The 19,243-nt window shown below is 51.4% G+C and carries 21 protein-coding genes; all 21 read right to left on the bottom strand.

What is annotated here, in order from left to right; all coding sequences use genetic code 11:
• Positions 1 to 10: 10 nt before the first annotated feature.
• Positions 11 to 1,024 (bottom strand): aspartate carbamoyltransferase catalytic subunit, encoded by a 1,014-nt coding sequence (locus ACR9EC_RS02830; protein WP_435300008.1) that lies wholly within the window; start codon positions 1,022 to 1,024, stop codon positions 11 to 13.
• Positions 1,021 to 1,602 carry a bifunctional pyr operon transcriptional regulator/uracil phosphoribosyltransferase PyrR gene (pyrR, locus tag ACR9EC_RS02825; RefSeq protein WP_435300007.1) on the bottom strand — a complete coding sequence of 194 codons (582 nt, stop codon included), beginning with the start codon at positions 1,600 to 1,602 and terminating at the stop codon, positions 1,021 to 1,023. The genes ACR9EC_RS02830 and pyrR overlap by 4 nt, the downstream gene beginning before the upstream one ends.
• 135 nt (positions 1,603 to 1,737) lie before the next feature.
• Positions 1,738 to 3,456: an AMP-binding protein gene (locus ACR9EC_RS02820; protein WP_435300006.1), complete on the bottom strand. Its 1,719-nt coding sequence runs from the start codon at positions 3,454 to 3,456 to the stop codon at positions 1,738 to 1,740.
• Positions 3,457 to 3,585: 129 nt separating this feature from the next.
• Positions 3,586 to 4,014, bottom strand: coding sequence for a transcription antitermination factor NusB (gene nusB, locus ACR9EC_RS02815; RefSeq protein WP_435300005.1), 429 nt, complete (start codon positions 4,012 to 4,014; stop codon positions 3,586 to 3,588).
• A complete protein-coding gene (gene efp, locus ACR9EC_RS02810; RefSeq protein ID WP_435300004.1) occupies positions 4,015 to 4,578 on the bottom strand; it encodes an elongation factor P in 564 nt (187 codons plus the stop codon).
• Positions 4,579 to 4,712: 134 nt separating this feature from the next.
• Complete coding sequence (locus ACR9EC_RS02805; protein WP_435300003.1) at positions 4,713 to 5,096, bottom strand: hypothetical protein; 384 nt, start codon at positions 5,094 to 5,096, stop codon at positions 4,713 to 4,715.
• 5 nt (positions 5,097 to 5,101) lie between these two features.
• Positions 5,102 to 5,734 (bottom strand): hypothetical protein, encoded by a 633-nt coding sequence (locus ACR9EC_RS02800; RefSeq protein ID WP_435300002.1) that lies wholly within the window; start codon positions 5,732 to 5,734, stop codon positions 5,102 to 5,104.
• Between the two features lie 130 nt (positions 5,735 to 5,864).
• Positions 5,865 to 6,308, bottom strand: a complete 444-nt coding sequence (locus ACR9EC_RS02795; RefSeq protein ID WP_435300001.1) for a type II 3-dehydroquinate dehydratase — start codon at positions 6,306 to 6,308, stop codon at positions 5,865 to 5,867.
• A 39-nt stretch (positions 6,309 to 6,347) separates the two neighbouring features.
• Complete coding sequence (aroB, locus tag ACR9EC_RS02790) at positions 6,348 to 7,481, bottom strand: 3-dehydroquinate synthase (protein WP_435300000.1); 1,134 nt, start codon at positions 7,479 to 7,481, stop codon at positions 6,348 to 6,350.
• A gap of 3 nt (positions 7,482 to 7,484) precedes the next feature.
• The gene (locus tag ACR9EC_RS02785) at positions 7,485 to 8,015 is read right to left on the bottom strand and encodes a shikimate kinase (RefSeq protein WP_435299999.1); all 531 of its coding nucleotides are present in this window, start codon (positions 8,013 to 8,015) and stop codon (positions 7,485 to 7,487) included.
• Between the two features lie 9 nt (positions 8,016 to 8,024).
• Positions 8,025 to 9,239 (bottom strand): chorismate synthase, encoded by a 1,215-nt coding sequence (gene aroC / locus ACR9EC_RS02780; RefSeq protein ID WP_435299998.1) that lies wholly within the window; start codon positions 9,237 to 9,239, stop codon positions 8,025 to 8,027.
• Between the two features lie 115 nt (positions 9,240 to 9,354).
• Positions 9,355 to 10,176, bottom strand: coding sequence for a hypothetical protein (locus tag ACR9EC_RS02775; RefSeq protein ID WP_435299997.1), 822 nt, complete (start codon positions 10,174 to 10,176; stop codon positions 9,355 to 9,357).
• A 2-nt stretch (positions 10,177 to 10,178) separates the two neighbouring features.
• The gene (locus ACR9EC_RS02770; RefSeq protein ID WP_435299996.1) at positions 10,179 to 10,898 is read right to left on the bottom strand and encodes a PilN domain-containing protein; all 720 of its coding nucleotides are present in this window, start codon (positions 10,896 to 10,898) and stop codon (positions 10,179 to 10,181) included.
• On the bottom strand, positions 10,895 to 11,956 hold the full coding sequence (gene pilM / locus ACR9EC_RS02765; RefSeq protein ID WP_435299995.1) for a type IV pilus assembly protein PilM: 1,062 nt from the start codon (positions 11,954 to 11,956) through the stop codon (positions 10,895 to 10,897). Before pilM ends, ACR9EC_RS02770 begins: the two co-directional genes overlap by 4 nt.
• Positions 11,957 to 12,062: 106 nt before the next feature.
• Positions 12,063 to 12,851 (bottom strand): prepilin peptidase, encoded by a 789-nt coding sequence (locus tag ACR9EC_RS02760; RefSeq protein WP_435299994.1) that lies wholly within the window; start codon positions 12,849 to 12,851, stop codon positions 12,063 to 12,065.
• 68 nt (positions 12,852 to 12,919) lie between these two features.
• Positions 12,920 to 14,638, bottom strand: coding sequence for a polymer-forming cytoskeletal protein (locus tag ACR9EC_RS02755; RefSeq protein ID WP_435299993.1), 1,719 nt, complete (start codon positions 14,636 to 14,638; stop codon positions 12,920 to 12,922).
• Positions 14,638 to 15,264, bottom strand: coding sequence for a PulJ/GspJ family protein (locus ACR9EC_RS02750; RefSeq protein ID WP_435299992.1), 627 nt, complete (start codon positions 15,262 to 15,264; stop codon positions 14,638 to 14,640). The genes ACR9EC_RS02755 and ACR9EC_RS02750 overlap by 1 nt, the downstream gene beginning before the upstream one ends.
• A 4-nt stretch (positions 15,265 to 15,268) precedes the next feature.
• Positions 15,269 to 15,694 (bottom strand): type IV pilus modification PilV family protein, encoded by a 426-nt coding sequence (locus ACR9EC_RS02745; protein ID WP_435299991.1) that lies wholly within the window; start codon positions 15,692 to 15,694, stop codon positions 15,269 to 15,271.
• Between the two features lie 126 nt (positions 15,695 to 15,820).
• On the bottom strand, positions 15,821 to 16,237 hold the full coding sequence (locus ACR9EC_RS02740; RefSeq protein ID WP_435299990.1) for a type IV pilin protein: 417 nt from the start codon (positions 16,235 to 16,237) through the stop codon (positions 15,821 to 15,823).
• 142 nt (positions 16,238 to 16,379) lie between these two features.
• A complete protein-coding gene (locus tag ACR9EC_RS02735; RefSeq protein ID WP_435299989.1) occupies positions 16,380 to 17,630 on the bottom strand; it encodes a type II secretion system F family protein in 1,251 nt (416 codons plus the stop codon).
• Positions 17,630 to 19,186, bottom strand: a complete 1,557-nt coding sequence (locus ACR9EC_RS02730; RefSeq protein WP_435299988.1) for a PilT/PilU family type 4a pilus ATPase — start codon at positions 19,184 to 19,186, stop codon at positions 17,630 to 17,632. The genes ACR9EC_RS02735 and ACR9EC_RS02730 overlap by 1 nt, the downstream gene beginning before the upstream one ends.
• Between the last annotated feature and the right edge of the window lie 57 nt (positions 19,187 to 19,243).

Below are 19,243 nucleotides of genomic sequence, written 5' to 3'. Positions count from 1 at the left end.
ACTCTCCTGCTTATAGTGTGTTGTCGGTTGTGGGCTGCTGGACATCGCCAGCAAGAAGTAAATAAAGCACTGCCATACGCACCGCTACCCCGTTTGATACCTGCTCAACGATGACAGAACGGCTCGAATCCGCGGCTTGTGCTGAAATCTCTAGACCGCGATTCATAGGTCCCGGGTGCAACACTATGGCATGGTCTTGTAGGTAGTTCATGCGTTTCGCATCAAGGCCATAGTTGCGCGTGTATTCCAGTGGGCTTGGGAAGAATCCGCCACCCGCGGCACTCATGCGCTCGCGTTGAACTCGTAGCATCATGACTGCGTCTGGTTGCCAGTCGTTTAGTACTGCGTCGAGGTCGTAGGCGATGGTGCAGGGCCATGTGTGTGCGCCGACTGGTATGAGTGTTGGTGGGGCGACGAGTGTGACGTGTGCGCCGAGTGTATGGAGTAGGAACACGTTTGAGCGTGCGACACGAGAGTGTAGAACGTCACCGACGACTGCGATTTTTCGTCCTGTTAGGTCTGCGCCGAGACCGTTGTTTAGGTCGGGGGTGGTTCCTGCTGGTGTGAGTTCTCCACCGAGGTGTCGACGGAGTGTGAACGCGTCGAGGAGTGCTTGGGTGGGGTGCTGGTGGGTGCCGTCGCCTGCGTTGATGACGGGGACGTCAACCCAGCCTGACCTAGCTAGTAGGTGTGGCGCTCCGGAAGCGTGGTGGCGCATGATAATTGCGTCTGCGCCCATCGCGTCTAGGGTGAGTGCAGTGTCTTTGAGGCTTTCTCCTTTTGACACGGAGGAGCCTTTTGCAGAGAAGTTAATGACGTCTGCGGAGAGACGCTTTGCTGCTGTTTCGAATGAGATGCGGGTGCGTGTTGAGTCTTCAAAGAAGAGGTTAACGACGGTGCGCCCGCGTAGGGTTGGCAGCTTTTTAATTTCGCGTGATTGCGTGGCTGCCATCTGTGCGGTGGTGTCTAGGATGAGTGTGGCTTCAGCTAGACTCAAGTCCGCAGTGTTGAGCAGGTGCTTCATTTGTCGCCTCCTGCGATGAAGACACCGTCGTGTCCGTCGTGTTCTTCGAGTTGCACAAACACTCGTTCTGATAATGCTGTGGGAAGGTTTTTTCCGACGTAATCTGGGCGGATTGGCAGTGCCCGGTGTCCGCGGTCGACGAGTGCTGCGAGTTGCACTGAGCGTGGCCGTCCAACGTCTTTTAGTGCATCGAGTGCTGCGCGTATGGTGCGGCCGGAGAAGAGGACGTCGTCTACGAGGACAACTATTTTGTTGTCGATTCCGCTGTCTGGTAGGCGTGTTTGTCCGATAACGCGTGGTGGTTGGCGGTGTAGGTCGTCACGGTACATGGTGACGTCTAGTGTGCCGATGAGTTGTGTGGCTTCTAGCTCAGGTTCGATGTCGAGTAAGCGTGCGCCAATGCGTTGCGCGAGGGAGGCACCGCGTGTGGGGATGCCGAGGACGACGATGTCTTTGCCGCCTTTGTTGCGCTCAATAATTTCATGAGCGATGCGGGTTAATGCACGCGAAATATCGGCTTTCCCGAGTACTTCGTTTGCTCCGCTGCCCTGTTGCGGGCTGTCATAGCCAGTTGTCACCTGGCCACCTCCTTCTCCGCCTCTCTGGACGGTCTTTAAAGGAATGTTCCTTGGACGTTTTTACAGTACAACGATGGCCACCTACGAAGACAGTTGTCTTGTATGGTGGCCATCACGTTAAGCGCTGTACGTGTCTTACTGAACTTTCGTTTTGTCAGCAAGTATGTTGTCGCGCACAACACGGCGCAACACTTTTCCGATTTGCGACCGTGGTAAGTCTTCTACGATATAGATTTCGCGAGGCAATGCATATCGTGCCATTGTTTTGTCGCACCAGTCTTGTACTTCTTCAAGAGTGACTGCCTCTACCCCGTCTTTGAGGATAAGCGCCGCAACTACCCGCTCGCCCAAATCTCCGCCTGGGATGCCAACGACTGCCGCGTCTAGAATCTGTGGCATCTCGCGCAGGCGTTCTTCAACCTGTGATGGGAATACTTTAAATCCGCCGGTGATGATCATTTCTTTGATGCGGTCCACAACTTTAAAGGAGCCACCCTCATCCATTTCAACGACGTCACCGGTGCGTATCCATGTTGTGCCGTCACGATTTATAAGTACGTGTTCGGTTTCTTCTGGCTTGTTCCAGTACCCTTGGAAAATTTGCGGGCCGGCCAGTAACAGTTCACCGCGTTGCGTCAATGGCAACACCTTAGTGTGGTCGTCTTGGTCGACGATCAGTGCGTCAGTGGATGGGAACGGTAGCCCTAGGTTCCCTGGTTTTCGTTCGTTTGATAGCGGACTACCTAACGCAACCGGTGAGGTCTCCGTCATGCCGTATCCTTCAATGACTAAACCGCCTGTGGTTTTTTCCCACGCTTCAGCTGTTTCACGAGACAGCGGCATTGCGCCACTAATCGCATAACGGAATGAGGTTAAATCCACTTTCTTCTGTGCAGCATGTGCAACAAGTCGAGAAAGCATAGGAGGGACCGCCGGCAAAAACGTGCCTGGGTCTTTTTTCTGCGCGGCACAGAACGAGTCAACATCAAACTTTGGAAAAAGTATGAGTGTCGCACCGATGCGCAGCGAATACGTAAGACACAAAGTCAAACCAAAAGCGTGAAAAAACGGCAGCACACCATACACAATTTCTGTGCCTTGGCGCTCGTTTGCGCCAGTCCACGCTGCACCCTGAATAGTGTTTGCGACGAGGTTTCGGTGAGTGAGCATTGCACCCTTAGGTGCACCTGTCGTTCCACCCGTGTATTGAATAACAGCAAGATCATCTGCTTGCGCTACTGCAGAAGACGCGGGAGCAGAAGTAACGGCTGCCAGTGCAGCGTGCCAGCTTTGAGCTGCTGCAGGTGGAGTTCCGCACAGGGCTTGGCGAGTTTCGCGCGCTTTCTTCACTGGCAGTTTCAGCAGCAACCGTTTACCGAGCGGTAAGTCCTGTGATACATCCACGCTGAGCAAAGATTCCACACCAGTTTGCGATAATGCGGAGCCTAATTCCTCAGCAGTGCGATCCCAAAAAATCGCACATACAGCCCCAGAGTCATTCAATTGATGTACGAGCTCAGCTTGGGTGTATAGCGGGTTATGCTCAACCACGACAGCCCCGATACGAAGCACCGCATAGAACGCAATAACGTGGGCTGTGGTGTTAGGTAGGGCAATCGCGACCCGGTCGCCACGCGAAACTCCATGGTCACGCAACACAACAACTGCGCGATCAATTAAAGCAATGAGTTCTGTATAAGTTGTGGGAGAGCCCATAAAATCGAGGGCCTTGCGGTCAGGGAATGCCGCAGCACTCTGCCAAAGAGCCTTTGTGACATCATCGTCTGGCACTTCAACGGTTACTGGAACGTGTGGCGCGTAATGTGCGAGCCAGGGTTTAGTGGAGGTACTCACAGAGCCAGTTTAACCTACGCAACCGTAAGTTACGGCTGCGTAGGTTGATGTCACATTTTTCTACAACAATAAGGGCCTGCCGATACACATCAGCAGGCCCTTAAAAAGCGCATTCAACGCCCATCAACACTAATCAACAAGCGTTGGTTTAACCTCAAGCAAGCGAGCAAGTAAACCGTTCACAAAAGCCGGCGACTCATCCGTAGACAAATCACGTGCCAATTCAACGGCCTCATCGATACTCACAACATCAGGCACATCGTCGTTGTAAATCAGCTCCCACGCACCAATACGCAAAAGAGCGCGATCCACGGAAGGCATGCGCGCTAGCGTCCACCCATGTGAATACGTCTCAAGGAGTTCATCTACACGATCATGAACCGCAACATATCCCTCAACGATATCGATGGCATACTGCGGCAAAGGCGAATCCACACCAGGGGTCTGGAGACGCTCCTTTAACACCTCAAGAGGAGCCAAGTCGCGCTGTTCTGCTTCAAACAGCACGTTCATAGCACGCTTACGTGCTTTAGTTCGAGCGTTATTACGAGTTGCCACTTAGTCGTTCACACGTCCAAGGTAAGAGCCATCGCGAGTGTCAACTTTAACCTTCGTGCCAACCTCAAGGAACAAAGGAACCTGAATCTCGTAACCCGTCTCAATGGTTGCAGGCTTTGTGCCAGCAGAGGAACGGTCACCCTGCAAACCAGGCTCGGTGTAGGTAATTACTGTAACGATTGAAGCAGGAAGTTCAATGTACAGAACGTTGCCTTCATTGGTGGCAACGGTTGCTGTACCGCTCTCCAACAAGAAGTTCGCTGCGTCTCCGACAGTCGCACTGGAGATAGTGATTTGGTCGTACGTCGAGTTATCCATGAAGACGTAGTCATCGCCGTCTTTGTACAAGTACTGCATGTCAGACTTGTCAACCGTCGCGGTTTCAATCTTCAAACCAGCGTTAAACGTCTTGTCGACAAGCTTCCCAGTGGTTACGTTCTTGATCTTTGTACGAACAAACGCTCCACCCTTACCAGGCTTGACGTGCTGAAACTCAAGAACAGTCCACAACTGCCCATCAAGTCGCAAGACAGTTCCGTTTTTAATGTCGTTAGTGGTAGCCACGTGTCGAACTTCCTCTTCAATTTACAAAGTACAGACTTAGGAGCCGACCAAACCTATACAAGCACGGGGTCAAGGCTCACAAAAGTGCACTCAAGTATAACGCGCCACCACAACTTTCCACACCTTCGACCACATCACACGAAAAACATCAACGCCACCGAACCACACGCAACAGCCCACAATAGCGACGCCAACGTGCCAATAATGAATCGTTCAGAGGTGTCCGCGTTTAACTCCGGATAACGACCCAAGCCTTTAATGGCTATCACCACGGCCACCCCAGCAAACACACCGGTAATAACAAAACCAGTGATCAACGTGCGCTCAAGTAGGCCAATCCACATCCCGCCACGCAGTCCAGCTTTGGCCTTTACCCCATCTGGGCCACCATCATCAGCAACAGGTTGCGTTTCCTCATGCGCTGCTCCCCGTTGAGCAAGCGCAAGAACACCACGGGTCGTGTAATACCCGCCAATAGCAGACGCTATGAGCGCAATAGTCCAAATGAGAAAATCCATGCGGATTACTCTGCCACACCCTCATTCGACTCGTCTAGCAATCTCATGAGAAGCGGAATAACTTCCAGTTCTGCATCAAACGCGGCCGCCTTCACACGCTTCGAAACAGCAGCGCTAGACACACCAAGTTTCTGAGCAACGTCCTTTTGCGTATACCCTGTCAGCCGCCCATCAGGATATGACAGTGCATTCACCGCTTCCCACATCAACATAGAACGAGCGCTGAGTGTGTTTCCTAAAAGCCGCAACAGCCCTTGCGCTTCGCCTGCTCGCACAGCGCTTCCGCCTACGACACTTACGGGTGTTCCTCCGCGTGAGATTTTTGCGTCTTCAACGGCTGTGCGGGCGTGTATGAAGGCCGTTCCTGAGCCCTCAACGGTGTGCTTAGGCAAGGGCGTATCTACCGCGCCAACACCCACGCCCATGTACCATCCTTGATGTTCCATGATTGTTCTAAATGTGGCGTAAACAGATGCAGGGTTATCAACCACACCTTGAATTTCGTCTCCGACAGTGCGAGCAAATGGAATGATTGGTGCTAAATCCCGTCCGAGTGCTACTTTAAGTTGTCGTAGCAGGGTTGGAACCTTGTCCCCTACGACACGGCTCCCTTTCTGATCTATCGTCAACACAAACATATGCAACCTCCCAGGGTTAACTTTGTACAGTCAACCCTAAATGGTTAACATTGAGGATTCAACTTTTAAAGGTTAAATTTATGGCCCTCACGCTACTGCGTGAGGGCCATATCAGCACAAAAGCATGAAATCATGCGCGCAAATGGACAAGTGCTTCTATAGCAAGCTTGTATGAGTGAAAACCAAAACCAGCTATTGTGCCCGTGGCAATTCCTCCCACTACGGAATGGTGACGAAACTCTTCACGCGCATATGGGTTAGAAATATGAACCTCGATGAGGTGTCGTCCACCTTTGGTAACCATTGCGGCAGCATCACGAATCGCGTAAGAGAAATGAGTGAAAGCGGCAGGGTTTAACACTACGTCCGCGCCTTCATCTACGGCAGCATGCAGCCAGCCAATCATTTCCGATTCGCTATCGGTTTGAAACACTTCGACGGTCAAGTCGTGCGCACTCCCCCAGCTTTGAGCAGATGCAACGAGATCGTCATACGACAATGTGCCGTACACGTCGGGTTCACGAACACCTAATCTGCCTAGGTTTGGACCGTTCAAAATTACGATGTCAGCCATAAGTTCGTCTTCCTACGCGTTACTGATCAGGCTTGAGTGTTACAAGAAAACTTTTGTGGTTTTCGTAGGGGCTTCTTGCGAGATTTCCGCATACGCCGAGGCTAAAAGCATCGGATCTGGTCCTTCAAGACGCACAGGCTTACCGATGTCTTCAAGGACGACGAAGCGCAGCATGTCCCCTCTGCTCTTTTTATCGCGGCGCATAGCCTGCAGGAGTTGGTCCCACTTGTCGCCACGGTACGCCGTAGGTAAACCAACCGACTCCAAAATGGAACGTGTGCGTTCCACTGTTGTGTCGTCTAGTTTTCCAGCAAGCCGCGATAGCTCAGCGGCAAAGACCATTCCGACTGCGACTGCCGCACCGTGTCGCCACGAGTAGCGTTCGACGAGTTCAATGGCGTGCCCTAGGGTGTGCCCGTAGTTCAAGATCTCCCGCAGGTGTGATTCTTTAAGGTCTGCGGAGACAACGTTTGCTTTGACCGCAACAGATCGTTCAACAAGTTCACGTACAACTTCTCGCACGTGTTCGGCGCAGTCTGGCCACTGCGCTAATTCTGTTGAGTGTTCTTCAACAAGATCAAGAATGACAGGGTCGGCAATAAACCCAGTTTTGATAATTTCACCTAAACCAGCAATGAAATCCCATTTAGGTAAGGTTTCCAACGCGGCCAGATCGCATAAAACACCACCTGGGCTGTGGAAGGCTCCTACAAGGTTTTTTCCTTCAGCAGTGTTAATACCTGTTTTTCCGCCTACTGCCGCATCAACCATGGCAAGAAGGGTCGTGGGAATATGAATGACGTTGATTCCACGTAGCCACGTTGCAGCAATAAAACCAGCAACGTCTGTGGTTGCTCCCCCACCAATCGAGACTATGGCATCTGATCGTGTGAAGTCTGCTTGGCCAAGTATCTGCCAAGCAAAAGCCACAACTTGAACGTTTTTAGCTTCTTCGGCGTCAGGGATGACAGCAAGTAAAGCTTCATATCCCTGTTCGAGTAAGTCCTCTCGCACTGCTTGAGCTGTTGTTTCCAACGACTCAGGATGCACAATAAGCACTTTACGCACGTCTTGGCCGAGCATTCCCGGTAGCTCACCTAAAAGGTGGCGGCCGATAACTACGTCGTATGTACGCTCAGCGTGCACGGTCACTCGTGAAGCGGCAATAGCCATATTTTAAGATCCGTTCTTCATGCGCTGAACAATAGTGTGCGCAACCTCGTAAGGGGTTTGATTATCAGTAAGGACATGAACATTTGCGACATTGCAGTATGTTGCACGACGCTGATCCATCAACGCTTTCCATTGAGCGCGTGGATTACCCAGCAGCAAAGGACGTGACTGATTAAAACCGATGCGGGGGGCAGCCGCCGCCAAAGAGACATCGAGGAAAACAACACACCCACCACGATTTTTGTATTCTTCTAAAGCATCTTGTGTTGCAGGGTCCATGACAGCACCCCCACCCAAGGACAACACACCGTCATGTGTACGCAATGCTTGAGTGACGGCTCTAGCTTCTAACGAACGAAAAAGCGGTTCACCATCATCAATGAAAATCTCTGAGATGGGTTTTCCAGCGGTTGCTTCAACATCCGAGTCGGTGTCGCGCGCTTCAACGTCAAGGAGCTGAGAGACAATACGCGCCACCGTTGATTTTCCTGAACCTGGGGGCCCAGTTAAGACCACAAGCGGTTGAGATGACATGTAGTGCTCCTAACGCAAAGTGCGTGGAATAGCTGCAAGGTATGCCTCATAGTTACGGCGAGCCTCAAGAACTGAGTCTCCCCCAAATTTTTCGAGTGCAGCGTCAGCTAGGGTTAAGGCGACCATCGCTTCGGCCACGACTGCTGCCGGTGGTACCGCACATACGTCGGAACGTTGATGTTGGGCTTTTGCTGCTTCACCGGTTGCGGTATCGATTGTGTCGAGAGCGCGCGGGACAGTTGATATTGGTTTCATCGCTGCACGCACACGGATAACTTCACCGTTTGACATGCCACCTTCAATACCACCTGCACGATTTGTGCGACGGCTAATACCCTCAGCTCCAGGTTCAATTTCGTCGTGGGCTTGGGATCCGCGACGAGTAGCGGTTAAGAAGCCATCGCCCACTTCAACACCTTTAATAGCTTGAATACCCATAAGTGCGGCAGCAAGACGCGAATCTAAACGCAAGTCTCCTTGTATGTAACTGCCCAGCCCGGATGGAACACCGTAGGCAAGCACCTCGACGATGCCACCCAAGGTGTCGCCGTCTTTGTGGCAGGCATCAATTTCTGCCACCATTTTTTCGGTTGTCTCCTGATGGAAACAGCGCACCGGATTGTCATCAAGGTGTGCGACATCGTCAGGAGTTGGCAAGTCGGCATCGTGTGGAGCAGCCACTGGCCCGATCGCGGTCACGTGGGAGACAAGACGAATACCAAAAGCTTGGTCAAGGAACTTTGCAGCAACAACACCTAATGCAACACGTGTTGCTGTTTCACGTGCAGAGGCACGTTCAAGGACTGGGCGTGCGTCGTCGAACCCGTATTTACGCATACCCACGAGATCCGCGTGTCCGGGGCGTGGTCGAGTAATTTTCCGGTTGCGTGCGATCTCTCGGACGTCGCCTTTGCCTGCATCTACAGTCAGGGCCGAGTCTTCAACCGGGTCAGCTGACATGACATCAACCCATTTAGGCCATTCTGTGTTGGCGATTTCTATCGCCATAGGTCCGCCTTGGCTGATGCCATGACGCAGACCTGCAAGTACACGCACCTCGTCCTGCTCAAACTTCATCCGAGCGCCACGACCATAGCCGAGCCTTCTGCGGGCAAGAGCCTCTTGAATATCAGAAGTTACAACTTCCACACCTGCAGGAAGGCCCTCAATAATTCCGACGAGCGCGGGGCCGTGCGACTCACCAGACGTGATCCAACGAAGCATGTCCCTATCTTTCCATGTTTTGTTATATGAAACGCCAAATGCCCGTGATCTGAAACAAAAAGCGGCGTGTATTTCTTCTCACCAGAAGAAATACACGCCGCTTTGTTAGTACATGTTAGTCACGTTCAGGAGCAAAAATATTGTCAGTTGCTGCTGGTGGCATTACTTGTTCAGACTCTGCTGAAGGGTCTGTTTGCCCAGGGGCAAGAAGGACACTGCGGTCATACTCAAGCACATAGGCCAAAGCGTTCACCGTAAAAGTTATGTCTCCAACTTCAGCTTTCGGTGCCTTATCCGACTCTGGTGCTTCTTTGAGTGAAACGGCAGTGATCGAAGGAACCAACAGCGAACGTGTCGAATCAACCTGCAAGGTATCAACAAAATCACGCACTTCGGCATAATCACCTTGCACAGTAATCACCAAAGGAAGTTGGAAGAAACCAGGAAGCACCTTCGCTAAAGCCCCAGTTTTAGTTGCAGGTGTACCAGGGTTAGCGCTTGCGGCTGCTGGCTTCTGCTCGTCTGCAACCGGAGCATTCGGATCCGCGGACGCAGCAGCAGTTGTCGGCTGTGCGGCAGTAAAAGGAACAACCGGCGCAACACTCTCACCGCTTTCCACCGACAGCAAAGCCACGCCAGACTTCTCAACCGACCTATCAATCTCTGCCGTAATCGACTGATAATCAACAGCAGCAGGAATATGCTGCTCAAATTCAGTCAAAAGCGCGCGAAACTCATCAATCTTTGCATACTGACTACGAAGCTTCGACACCTTCGCATCTAAAATCTCGTTCGCTGCCTCAACGCCCTCTGCTTCATCATTAAGCGTCCCCGTCTTTTCTCGAACCGGAGACAACAAAAACATCCACGTAAGCGCAACCAAAATAATCGCAATAAGCGAAGCAACAAGTATCCACGTTTTACGAGTAGACGGCATAACTACTTAACCTCCTCGTCAGTTTTCGGTTCAAAACGTCCCGAGTAAGCATCCTCAGTAATACGCACTGTTCCAACAAACTCATACGACACATCACCATTCGGCTTCTCATATGTCGCTGACGCAAACCGTGCATCAGAAAACCCCGGAATCTCATTCAACGCATCAATCCACGCAGACGTATCAGGAACCGTCAACACATTGACCTTGAACGACAACTGACCAACAGAAGACTCCTGTAAACCATCAGTGTTCTCCGGTCCCGCAACATTCGGCGTCGCAGCCTCAACCGCAAGATCAAGAATGATGCCATCATCTGGAAGAGTCCCAGCAACCGCACCAATATATTCTTTCCACATAACTTCGCGATACATACCATCACGAAGAGCAGCACGCTGCGTCTCAATCTGATTCAACACCAAAGGAACTTCCGCATACTTCAGTTCCTCAGCCTTCAACCGCGCAGTCTCCGCAACCGCATCATCATAACGACCCTGCGCTTGCGCCTGCTCCACCTTCACAAACACAAAAGCAGCCGCAAGAACCACCAACAAAATCAACAAATAAAAAACGATCTTAACTTTGAGTTCTTTAAGGTTTCGCTTCTCAATAATCTCAATGGGAAGCAAGTTAACCTGCGGCAAAGCACCATAATTTATGGCACCCCCCACAGGCGCAGGAGACTGAGAAGATTTCGCTTTCGAACGCGATGCCCGACTCATTGCGCAACTCCATATGCTAATCCAAGAGCAACCGTAGCTGTCTGCTCACTACCCTGAAGCGACCCAAGGTTCACACCCTTTGCCACCTTCACATTCTCAAAAGGATTACCCAACTGAACAGGCAACCTCGTCGCAGACGACAAATACTGACCAAACCCATTCAACAAAGCTCCCCCACCGCTTAGTGTCACCACATCAATAGGGGCACCCAAATTTTTGGACGAGTAATACACAAAAGTAGAACGAATAGCCTCAATAAGCTTCGTCGTGGAATTAAGCAACGCATCAGCAATATGCGCACGATCAGAACTCACCTGATACCCCACACCAATCTCACGCTTCATCCGCTCCGCCTCAACAGCAGTCGCAGACATAACATGCGCAACAGTGTCAGTGGCCTCCTGCCCACCGTGCGGAATAACACGAACAAAATGCGGCTGACCACGTTCAGCAATCACAACATTCGTTATACGCGCTCCAACATCCACAAAAGCAACCGTATGATTCTGCAACTCACCATGACCAAGCGCACGCTGAATCGCAAAAGGATTAAGATCCACCATCAGCGGACGCAGCCCCGCAGCCTCCGCCGCAAGAACATTCGCTGTTACTGTTTCCCTAATAGCAGCCACAAAAAGACCCTGCACAAAACGCCCATCTTCATTGTGGTACTCCCCAGTAGGCACAAAATCGAGAAGAGCATCTCCTGCAGCAGTCGGCAAGAGCTGTTGCGCCTGATACGGCAACGACTTCTTCAACCCATCAAGTGGCTGCCATGGAAGATCCGCCTCACGAATGATGACACGCTGATTACCAACACCAACGACAACATCTTTCGACGAAAACTTCCCTTGATCCCATGCCGTCCGGATAGCCTGAGCAACCGTATTAGGGTCAACTACTTCACCATCTTGGAGAGCGCCCATAGGCAGCGGGACATTCGCTAACGCAGTAAGTGTCGGCGTCGATTTGCCAGGCCCACCAGAACCAAAAGTAAGTTCTGCGGCACATACTGCGGTAGAGCCAATATCCAATCCGATGATTGACGTTTTAGCCACCGATGTTCCTCTCAGTCACGTCTGCAGTGATTCGTGAAATTTATCGGCACCACATACTTACAACTTGAGCAGAATGACTGAAAACATCACGGTGGTATAAGTGAAATTACATGAAAGTATGGAGATACCAGGCTGAAATTTCACCTGCGCTGGCGAATGCGATGAATGCGCCGAGGATCATCCATGGCCCGAAGGGGATCCCTGATTTTCGTCCGGCTTTACGCGCTATGAGTAGTGCTGCGGAGAATAAACCGCCGAGGAGGAAGGGCAGGAACCCTCCTACGATGAGGTAGTCCCAGCCAAGCCAGGCAAGACACATGCCTAGGATTCCTGCTAGTTTGACGTCGCCGAATCCCATACCGCCGATAATGCACAAAATGAAGTAAAAAATGTAGAGGACTGTCGCGCCTATGAGGGCCCTGAGCATCCACGTCCATGGTTGGCCCATAGACCAGGTTGCGAGGGCAAGCAGCGTTGGGGTGATGACGTATGCGGGAAGGATTATTTTGTTGGGTAGTTTGTGGGTGTCTAGGTCGATGAGTGCTAGTGCCACCCCTATTGCTCCGATGTATAAAAACGGCAGCAGAACGAGTAGGTCGTCGAGGGTCCAGATTGAGTGTGCGAATTTCCATGCCACTGCAGCAAAGACGAGCGCTGTTGTTGCTTCTACGAGTGGATAGCGGGCGCTTATTTTTTCTTTGCAGGTGCGACATTTTGCTTGTAAGAGCAGCCAAGAAAGTACTGGTAGATTGTCATACCATTTGATTGCCGTGTTGCAGTGCGGGCAGGCGCTGGGCGGGTGGGACAGGCTTTCTCCGCGTGGTAGCCGCCAGATCACAACGTTTAAAAATGAGCCGATGGCAAGGCCTAGCAGTGCGCAAAGTGCAATGAGCATGTGGGTACTTTACAAGGTGTAGTGGGTGGGATGTGGGCTGTCAACAACCTTGTTGACAGCCCGTTTCATTAGAATGTGATGTCTCGTGTCCACAATTCTTTAAGGTCTAAAAGGTTGTTGTTTGCTTCTGGACCTGATTTTGCGTATGTCATTGTGAAGCTTGAGGGGAAGGAGACTTTGCAGCCATATATTTGACCGGATGTGACGTTGGAGTTTGTGAGAGTGAGTTTGGCTTCGCCGGCCGAGTAGAGCATAAGTTTGGTACCCAATCGGCCGTTTTTCGGCGAGGTGTCCCACGTTCCAGTAGCTAGCCGTAAGCTGCCGACGTTTCCGGGGATGGGTTTGCAGGTGTGGCGTGATGGGTCGTCGTGCGGTGCCACCATAATGTACAAGGTATGGCGGTTATCTGTTGATGCGTTTGGTCCGGCCACAATGTTTACGTTTATGGAACTGCTGAAACTTTTTACATACAAAACTGCGTCTGCGTTTAATTCAATTGTTAGATTTCCATACCCGAATGTGAGCCCTGGGCAGTCTGTGCCGTCCATGAACGTATTTTCGTTTATAACAAGGGTTCCTTGCAATCCGATTGATCCACAGTTTGAACCTTGAAAAATGTTGTTTGCTAAACCGATGTCTTTCCAAGTTGTGCGGTGGAATCCATTAAACATTTCGTCTGTTTTTGTAATGAATGGAAACGTTAACCGTTCAATTTCTTCAGGGGTTTTCGTGTCTGTCATGATGCTTGGAAAGCTCCAGGCTTCCCCTGCTGTGCTTTGATTTAGTTTAAGTTTTGCGCCGGAGCGTGATGTGAGTTCGTTGTAGGTCCAGCCGCTTCCTGCTAGTCCTTGGCCAAAGTAGGCTGTTCCGCCAATAAAGTTATTGATGCTGTCGGGAGAAGTTGTCGTGTATTTTCCGGTGGCACGTAAATCTCCAAGAACTTTATTTCCGTCATTTGTAAATTTCACGTCGCCGTGTACTAGTACGTTTTCGTCGACATACAAATTAGAGGAAGAGCTGGCAAGGTTTCCGTTAACAAAAAGGTTTTTTTGGACGGAAACTTTGCTTGATGCGGTGAGGTTTCCGACCACGTGCAGGTCTCCCCCAACTATGCAGTTCGTGGATGTTACCGCGCCGCCTAGTGCCACAACGTTTCCTGCGATTTTAGAGTTTGCTGGGCATTTCCATAACCCGTTTGTGACGATGTTCGAGTCGAGCCCGCTGCCGGTGCCGTCGGGTCCTCTGTCTGGGTGGAGAACGTATGTTGAGTTGGTTTCTACTTCAACGTCACCGAATATTGCTTCGTTGAAGCGGCCTTTGTTGGGGCGTTCGAATACGCGTTCAACGGTTGCGGTGTTTCGTGTTGCGTTGCGTTGGCTGCCAGCGTCCTGTGCGGTTCCGGTTGACACAAAGCGTACTGCTTTTGCGTTGGCGGGTAGTTGTGCGCCGTTGCATGGTTGATAGGTTGTGCCGCTTGCGGGCATGTATTCAACGGTAATTGAGTATTGTGGCTGGGTGCCTGCCGCACTGGTGTATGAGGAGTTGCATGCGGGTCGACTTGTTGACTCGCTGATAAGCATACGTGCAGTTACTTCTATGCCGCCTTCGGCTGCTGCTAACGCTTGTGAGTGCGCTCGTGTGGCTGCGGCTTTTGCTGTTGCTGCGACAGTAATGGTGACAAGCGATGTGACAACAATACCGATGAGGAAGATGCTTGTGATGACGAGGACGAGTGCGTCGCCTCGTTCGTCATGTACGTTGTGTTTTTTGTGGAAGAGTTTTTTCATTACAGGCACGCTCCTGTGCTTGAGCCTAAGGCTCGGGCGTCTATGGCGGATGTGAGTTGAATTGCACGGTCAAGCGCAGCTGGTTGGACCTGGAAATTCACTCGTGTGCCCCCTGCTATGGGTGTAAAGATTGGTGTTCCACTCGTTTTTTTTACGTCGGCGAGGAAGATAGGCCAGTTTGTTGCTACTGCGGGGTTCGCTGCTGCTGTTTTGCTGCGCGCTCCCCCGTTGGCGGCGTCGCTGACATAGTGGACGTTTTGGGTGGTGTAATCAAAGTAGATGCCGACGCATCGTGTTACTTCTGCTTGCGCTAGTCCTTGTTCTGTGGAGCGCACTTCTGCGACCAGTAGTTCTGAGTTGGTCCCTGGCACTACGGTGTAGGCTGTTGCGTTTCTTATGGTGAGTTCAACTCTGTCCATCAGGTTTTGTGCGTTGTTTGAACTCTCACTGGTGAGTTGAACGTCTGTGTTGACTCGGAACACGTTAATGATTAGTCCGGTCACGAGAGTTCCAACGATAGCGACGAGCACAATATAGACGATAAGTTCCACTAGGGACATGCCTGCTTCAGAGCTTTTATGATGACTGCGAAAATCGCGGTACTGGGACGTAATGTGTTGGAACATGGCGCTACCCCACTTTCGGGACTGCGAGGAGGGTGCGGGTAGTTATGAGTGGCGTTGCCGCACCTGCCCTAGCGACGGACACTTCATACGTGTAGCTGCGTGGAGCATTTTTGCATGTGGTTACGTCGGTCGTGTCGGTAAATTCTGAGTTCACGGTTATTGTGAAGACGTTGCCGCGTGAGTCGGTGACAGTCGTTGTCGGTGTGGTGACGAACGTTTTAAATGATTCGCAACTGTTTTGTGCAAGTCGTGCTTTCGCAATGTTTTCGTTTGCGAGCTGAGAAGCGGCTGAGAGGGCGGCATTATCTGCAGCTTGACGCAGTGAGTTCATGAGCAGTGGCGCTGCTGCCATGAGGATGATTGCGAAGAGCATCATTGCAACCAGTACGGACACAATGCCGAATCCTTCTTCTGAAGCGTTGTGTTTCACTCGCGTCCAATCACTAGTAGTCCTACCAGTACGTGTATCGGCATGCAGTATCTAAAACTTAAAAGATACTTGTGGCATGAAACGCAAAAGCGGCGACAGAAAGCTGTCGCCGCTTTTGCGTGAAGATTAGTTCCAGGCGCCTACACCGTTTGTCGAATTGTAGGTGTAGATCTCACCTGCAAGCTGTCCATGCTCACCTTCAAGCTTGTAATCCGTTGCGTTGATTGTGGCTGTAATTGAAACACCTTTTGTTCCGTTGAACCCAGCGTTCTTCCACGAAGCGTCCGCAACACCATCCGCTGATGCAGCAGTTGCCAAGCCTGTGTATAAGCCGTTGTTAGTGGTGGAGAAAGACTCTGCTGCAATCGTCGCGTTCTTAACGTCGGATTCTACAGCTGCGCGCCATGCGTTCTCGCGCTGCTTGAGGAAGGCTGGGATTGCGATTGCTGCGAGGATGCCGATGATGACGACAACAACGAGGAGTTCGATAAGGGTGAAGCCCTTTTCTTTGTTGTTGAGTTGCTTAGCTACGCGAGCGATCATTATGATCTCTCCATTTCTGTTTCGAAAGTAAAAGTGAAGATGTCGCGATATCAAGGTTCTCTATCGCTCCACAATGGGTATCGGTATCCACGTGGAAGAACTTGAGGGAATTTGTTAAGAAACTTAACTCGTTATCTAACTGTTACTTGATGAGGTCGAAAATGTTGAAGATCGGCAGGTAGAGCGCAACGATCATTCCACCGACAATGACACCTAGGAACGCGATCATGAGTGGCTCAAGGAGTGCCGTGAGTGATTCTGTTGTTGCTTCGACTTCTTGGTCGTAAAACTCTGAGATTTTGCCGAGCATGGTTTCCATGGACCCGGAGTCTTCACCAACAGACACCATTTGAGTGACCATGGGCGGGAACACCGTGTGCTTGCCCATCGGCACCGATAGGGCCATGCCTTGACGCACTCCCCCTTGAACGTCTTTAACTGCTTCTTCAATAACCCAGTTGCCTGCCGTCGATCCCACGATATCGAGGGCCTGCAAGATAGGGACGCCTGCACCCAGCATCGTTGCAAAGTTTCTGGTGAAGCGTGCTACCGCAACTTTTTGGAAGAGTTTTCCAAAGACTGGGGTTTTTAGCTTCATCGGATCAACTTTTGCGCGGATCTCGTCTTTGTGTTTGTTTTTTGCCCACCACACTGACGCAAAAATCAGCACAACGGCGAGTACTGGCGCCAACCATTTCATGATGCCGGAGAGGACAACCAGCATTTGTGTGGGGGCTGGCAGAGACGCACCAAAGTCTTTGAACATTTGTTCGAAGATCGGGACGATGAAGATGAGCATGCCCACAGTCGCCAAGATCGCCATAATGAACACGACGATGGGATAGGTCATTGCTGATTTGATTTTTGCGCGCAGTTTAACTTCTGATTCGAAGTTTTCTGCCAACCCGAGCAGTGCGTCTTCAAGGAATCCGCCGGTTTCTCCCGCACGCACAATGTTAATCATGATGGGTGGGAAAACTGTGGGGTGCTTTGCCAGAGAAGTAGAAAGAGACCCACCTTTTTCTACCTCTGAGCGGGTTTGCGCCAACACTTTACCCAACTCTGGGTTTTCGGTTTGCTCAGCGAGGATCGCTAAGGTGCGTAGCAGCGACAAGCCAGCCGAGATCATGGTAGCCATTTGACGTGACATGACTGCAAGGTCACGCAAATCGATTTTCTTTTTTAAGAAACCAATCTCGATTTCTTTATCCAACCCCGACACAACTACGGGTTCAATGGAGATCGGCACAAGCCCCATCGACCCCAAACGTGCAGCTACGGCCTGCTCATTTGGTGCCTCAATGCGTGCTGTGACTACTTTTCCTTGCGCGTTACGAACCGTGTATTCGTACTCGCGCATGTCGTCAACAAGTGTTGGTTTTGACGCGCTCATCAGTAACCTCCATGTACAGCTTCAGCTTTAAAACCCGATCCGCCGCCTCGACCAGCAAGACGGTTAAAGTCCTCGACGTGATGACATTTATCAACACCCGTTTCATACGAGATAGCTCCCGTCGTCACAAGATCGGCAAGATGCTGATCCATGGTGTGCATGCCATGGTTTTTACCCGCCTGCATAGCGGAATAAATTTGGTGGGTTTTTCCCTCACGGATCAAATTGCGGATACCGGGGGTTGCCACCATCACCTCAGTCGCAACAACACGACCCGGACCATTAGCTCGCTTACACAAGGTTTGACACACCACACCTTGAATAGCTGCCGCCAGCTGAACACGAATCTGTTCCTGTTGCTCTGGCGGAAACACGTCAATAACACGGTCAATGGTTTGTGCCGCATCTTGCGTGTGCAACGTCGCAAACACAAGGTGACCTGTCTCCGCAGCAGTCAACGCCACCGAAATTGTTTCCAGATCACGCATTTCACCAACAAGAATAATGTCTGGATCCTGACGCAAAACATGCTTCAACGCCGCCGCAAATGACCACGTATCCGTACCAACTTCACGCTGATTCACAACCGACTTTTTATGATCATGCAAAAACTCAATAGGATCCTCAACCGTCATAATGTGGTCAGGACGAGTACGGTTCGCTAAATCAATGATGGACGCAAGAGTCGTCGACTTACCAGACCCCGTCGGCCCCGTAACAAGAACAAGCCCACGTGGAAAGCTCGAAAACGTCGCCACCACCGGAGGAACACCAAGATCCTCCAACGGTTTAATCTCACTAGGAATCACACGAAAAGCAGCACCCATAGAATCACGCTGCTGATAAATATTCACACGAAAACGCGAACCATTCGGCACCTGATAAGCAAAATCAAGCTCCAAATTCTCCTCAAACGTCTCCCGCTGCTTCTGCGTCAAAATCGAATACAACGAACGCTTTAACGACTCCCCCTCAAGAACCTCATACCCCTCCAACGGAGTCAACGCACCAGCCCGACGAATCATAGGGAAAGACCGGTCCGTCACATGAAGATCAGACGCATCAAAAAACACAACGTCACGAAGCACATCGTCAAGCAACAAATCACCAACACGCAACGTATTGCTCATACCAATACGACTACTCGAAGCCCGCTCCGACGTGACAACACCACGAGGACGCCGCACCGGCGCAGCCTCCTCCTGAACAGGCACCTGCCCCGCAACCCCAGCAGACGAATACCCGTCCTGCGGCTGACTCACCTGCGGAGCAGACTGCACAACAGGCTGACGCAACGGCGCAACAGGAACACCAACCGGCCCACCATCACTACGCTGAGACTGAGGAACAAACTGCGGCTCTCCCCCAGCCGGCCTACCACCAGCACCAAACACCGGCTGCGACCCACCACCATAAGGCTGCTGCGCCCACCCATACTCAGACACGCCACCAGGCGAAGACACCCCAGCCCCAGGCCTCACAGAAGGCTGCCCCTGCTGACCACCCCTCACAAAACCACGCACCGGATCACTCATCGGTTGTCCCTGCTCAGCCACAATCTCGCCCTCCACCATCCACACACACCACAACAGCCACGTAAAACACCAATATCG

Source organism: Timonella sp. A28 (genome assembly GCF_051200815.1).
Taxonomy (GTDB): domain Bacteria; phylum Actinomycetota; class Actinomycetes; order Actinomycetales; family Cellulomonadaceae; genus Timonella.
The sequence above is the reverse complement of the archived record's forward strand: the minus strand, read 5'-3'. Positions and strand labels throughout refer to the sequence as shown.

What these genes read in the sequence shown, in the direction of transcription:
- ACR9EC_RS02775 (WP_435299997.1), bottom strand. Translation starts at nt 10,176, where the DNA reads ATGCCGTCTACTCGTAAAACGTGGATACTTGTTGCTTCGCTTATTGCG.
- ACR9EC_RS02770 (WP_435299996.1), bottom strand. Translation starts at nt 10,898, where the DNA reads ATGAGTCGGGCATCGCGTTCGAAAGCGAAATCTTCTCAGTCTCCTGCG.
- aroB (WP_435300000.1), bottom strand. Translation starts at nt 7,481, where the DNA reads ATGGCTATTGCCGCTTCACGAGTGACCGTGCACGCTGAGCGTACATAC.
- aroC (WP_435299998.1), bottom strand. Translation starts at nt 9,239, where the DNA reads ATGCTTCGTTGGATCACGTCTGGTGAGTCGCACGGCCCCGCGCTCGTC.
- ACR9EC_RS02735 (WP_435299989.1), bottom strand. Translation starts at nt 17,630, where the DNA reads ATGAGCGCGTCAAAACCAACACTTGTTGACGACATGCGCGAGTACGAA.
- ACR9EC_RS02785 (WP_435299999.1), bottom strand. Translation starts at nt 8,015, where the DNA reads ATGTCATCTCAACCGCTTGTGGTCTTAACTGGGCCCCCAGGTTCAGGA.
- ACR9EC_RS02805 (WP_435300003.1), bottom strand. Translation starts at nt 5,096, where the DNA reads ATGGATTTTCTCATTTGGACTATTGCGCTCATAGCGTCTGCTATTGGC.
- ACR9EC_RS02830 (WP_435300008.1), bottom strand. Translation starts at nt 1,024, where the DNA reads ATGAAGCACCTGCTCAACACTGCGGACTTGAGTCTAGCTGAAGCCACA.
- ACR9EC_RS02760 (WP_435299994.1), bottom strand. Translation starts at nt 12,851, where the DNA reads ATGCTCATTGCACTTTGCGCACTGCTAGGCCTTGCCATCGGCTCATTT.
- ACR9EC_RS02750 (WP_435299992.1), bottom strand. Translation starts at nt 15,264, where the DNA reads ATGTTCCAACACATTACGTCCCAGTACCGCGATTTTCGCAGTCATCAT.
- ACR9EC_RS02800 (WP_435300002.1), bottom strand. Translation starts at nt 5,734, where the DNA reads ATGTTTGTGTTGACGATAGATCAGAAAGGGAGCCGTGTCGTAGGGGAC.
- ACR9EC_RS02755 (WP_435299993.1), bottom strand. Translation starts at nt 14,638, where the DNA reads ATGAAAAAACTCTTCCACAAAAAACACAACGTACATGACGAACGAGGC.
- ACR9EC_RS02795 (WP_435300001.1), bottom strand. Translation starts at nt 6,308, where the DNA reads ATGGCTGACATCGTAATTTTGAACGGTCCAAACCTAGGCAGATTAGGT.
- ACR9EC_RS02740 (WP_435299990.1), bottom strand. Translation starts at nt 16,237, where the DNA reads ATGATCGCTCGCGTAGCTAAGCAACTCAACAACAAAGAAAAGGGCTTC.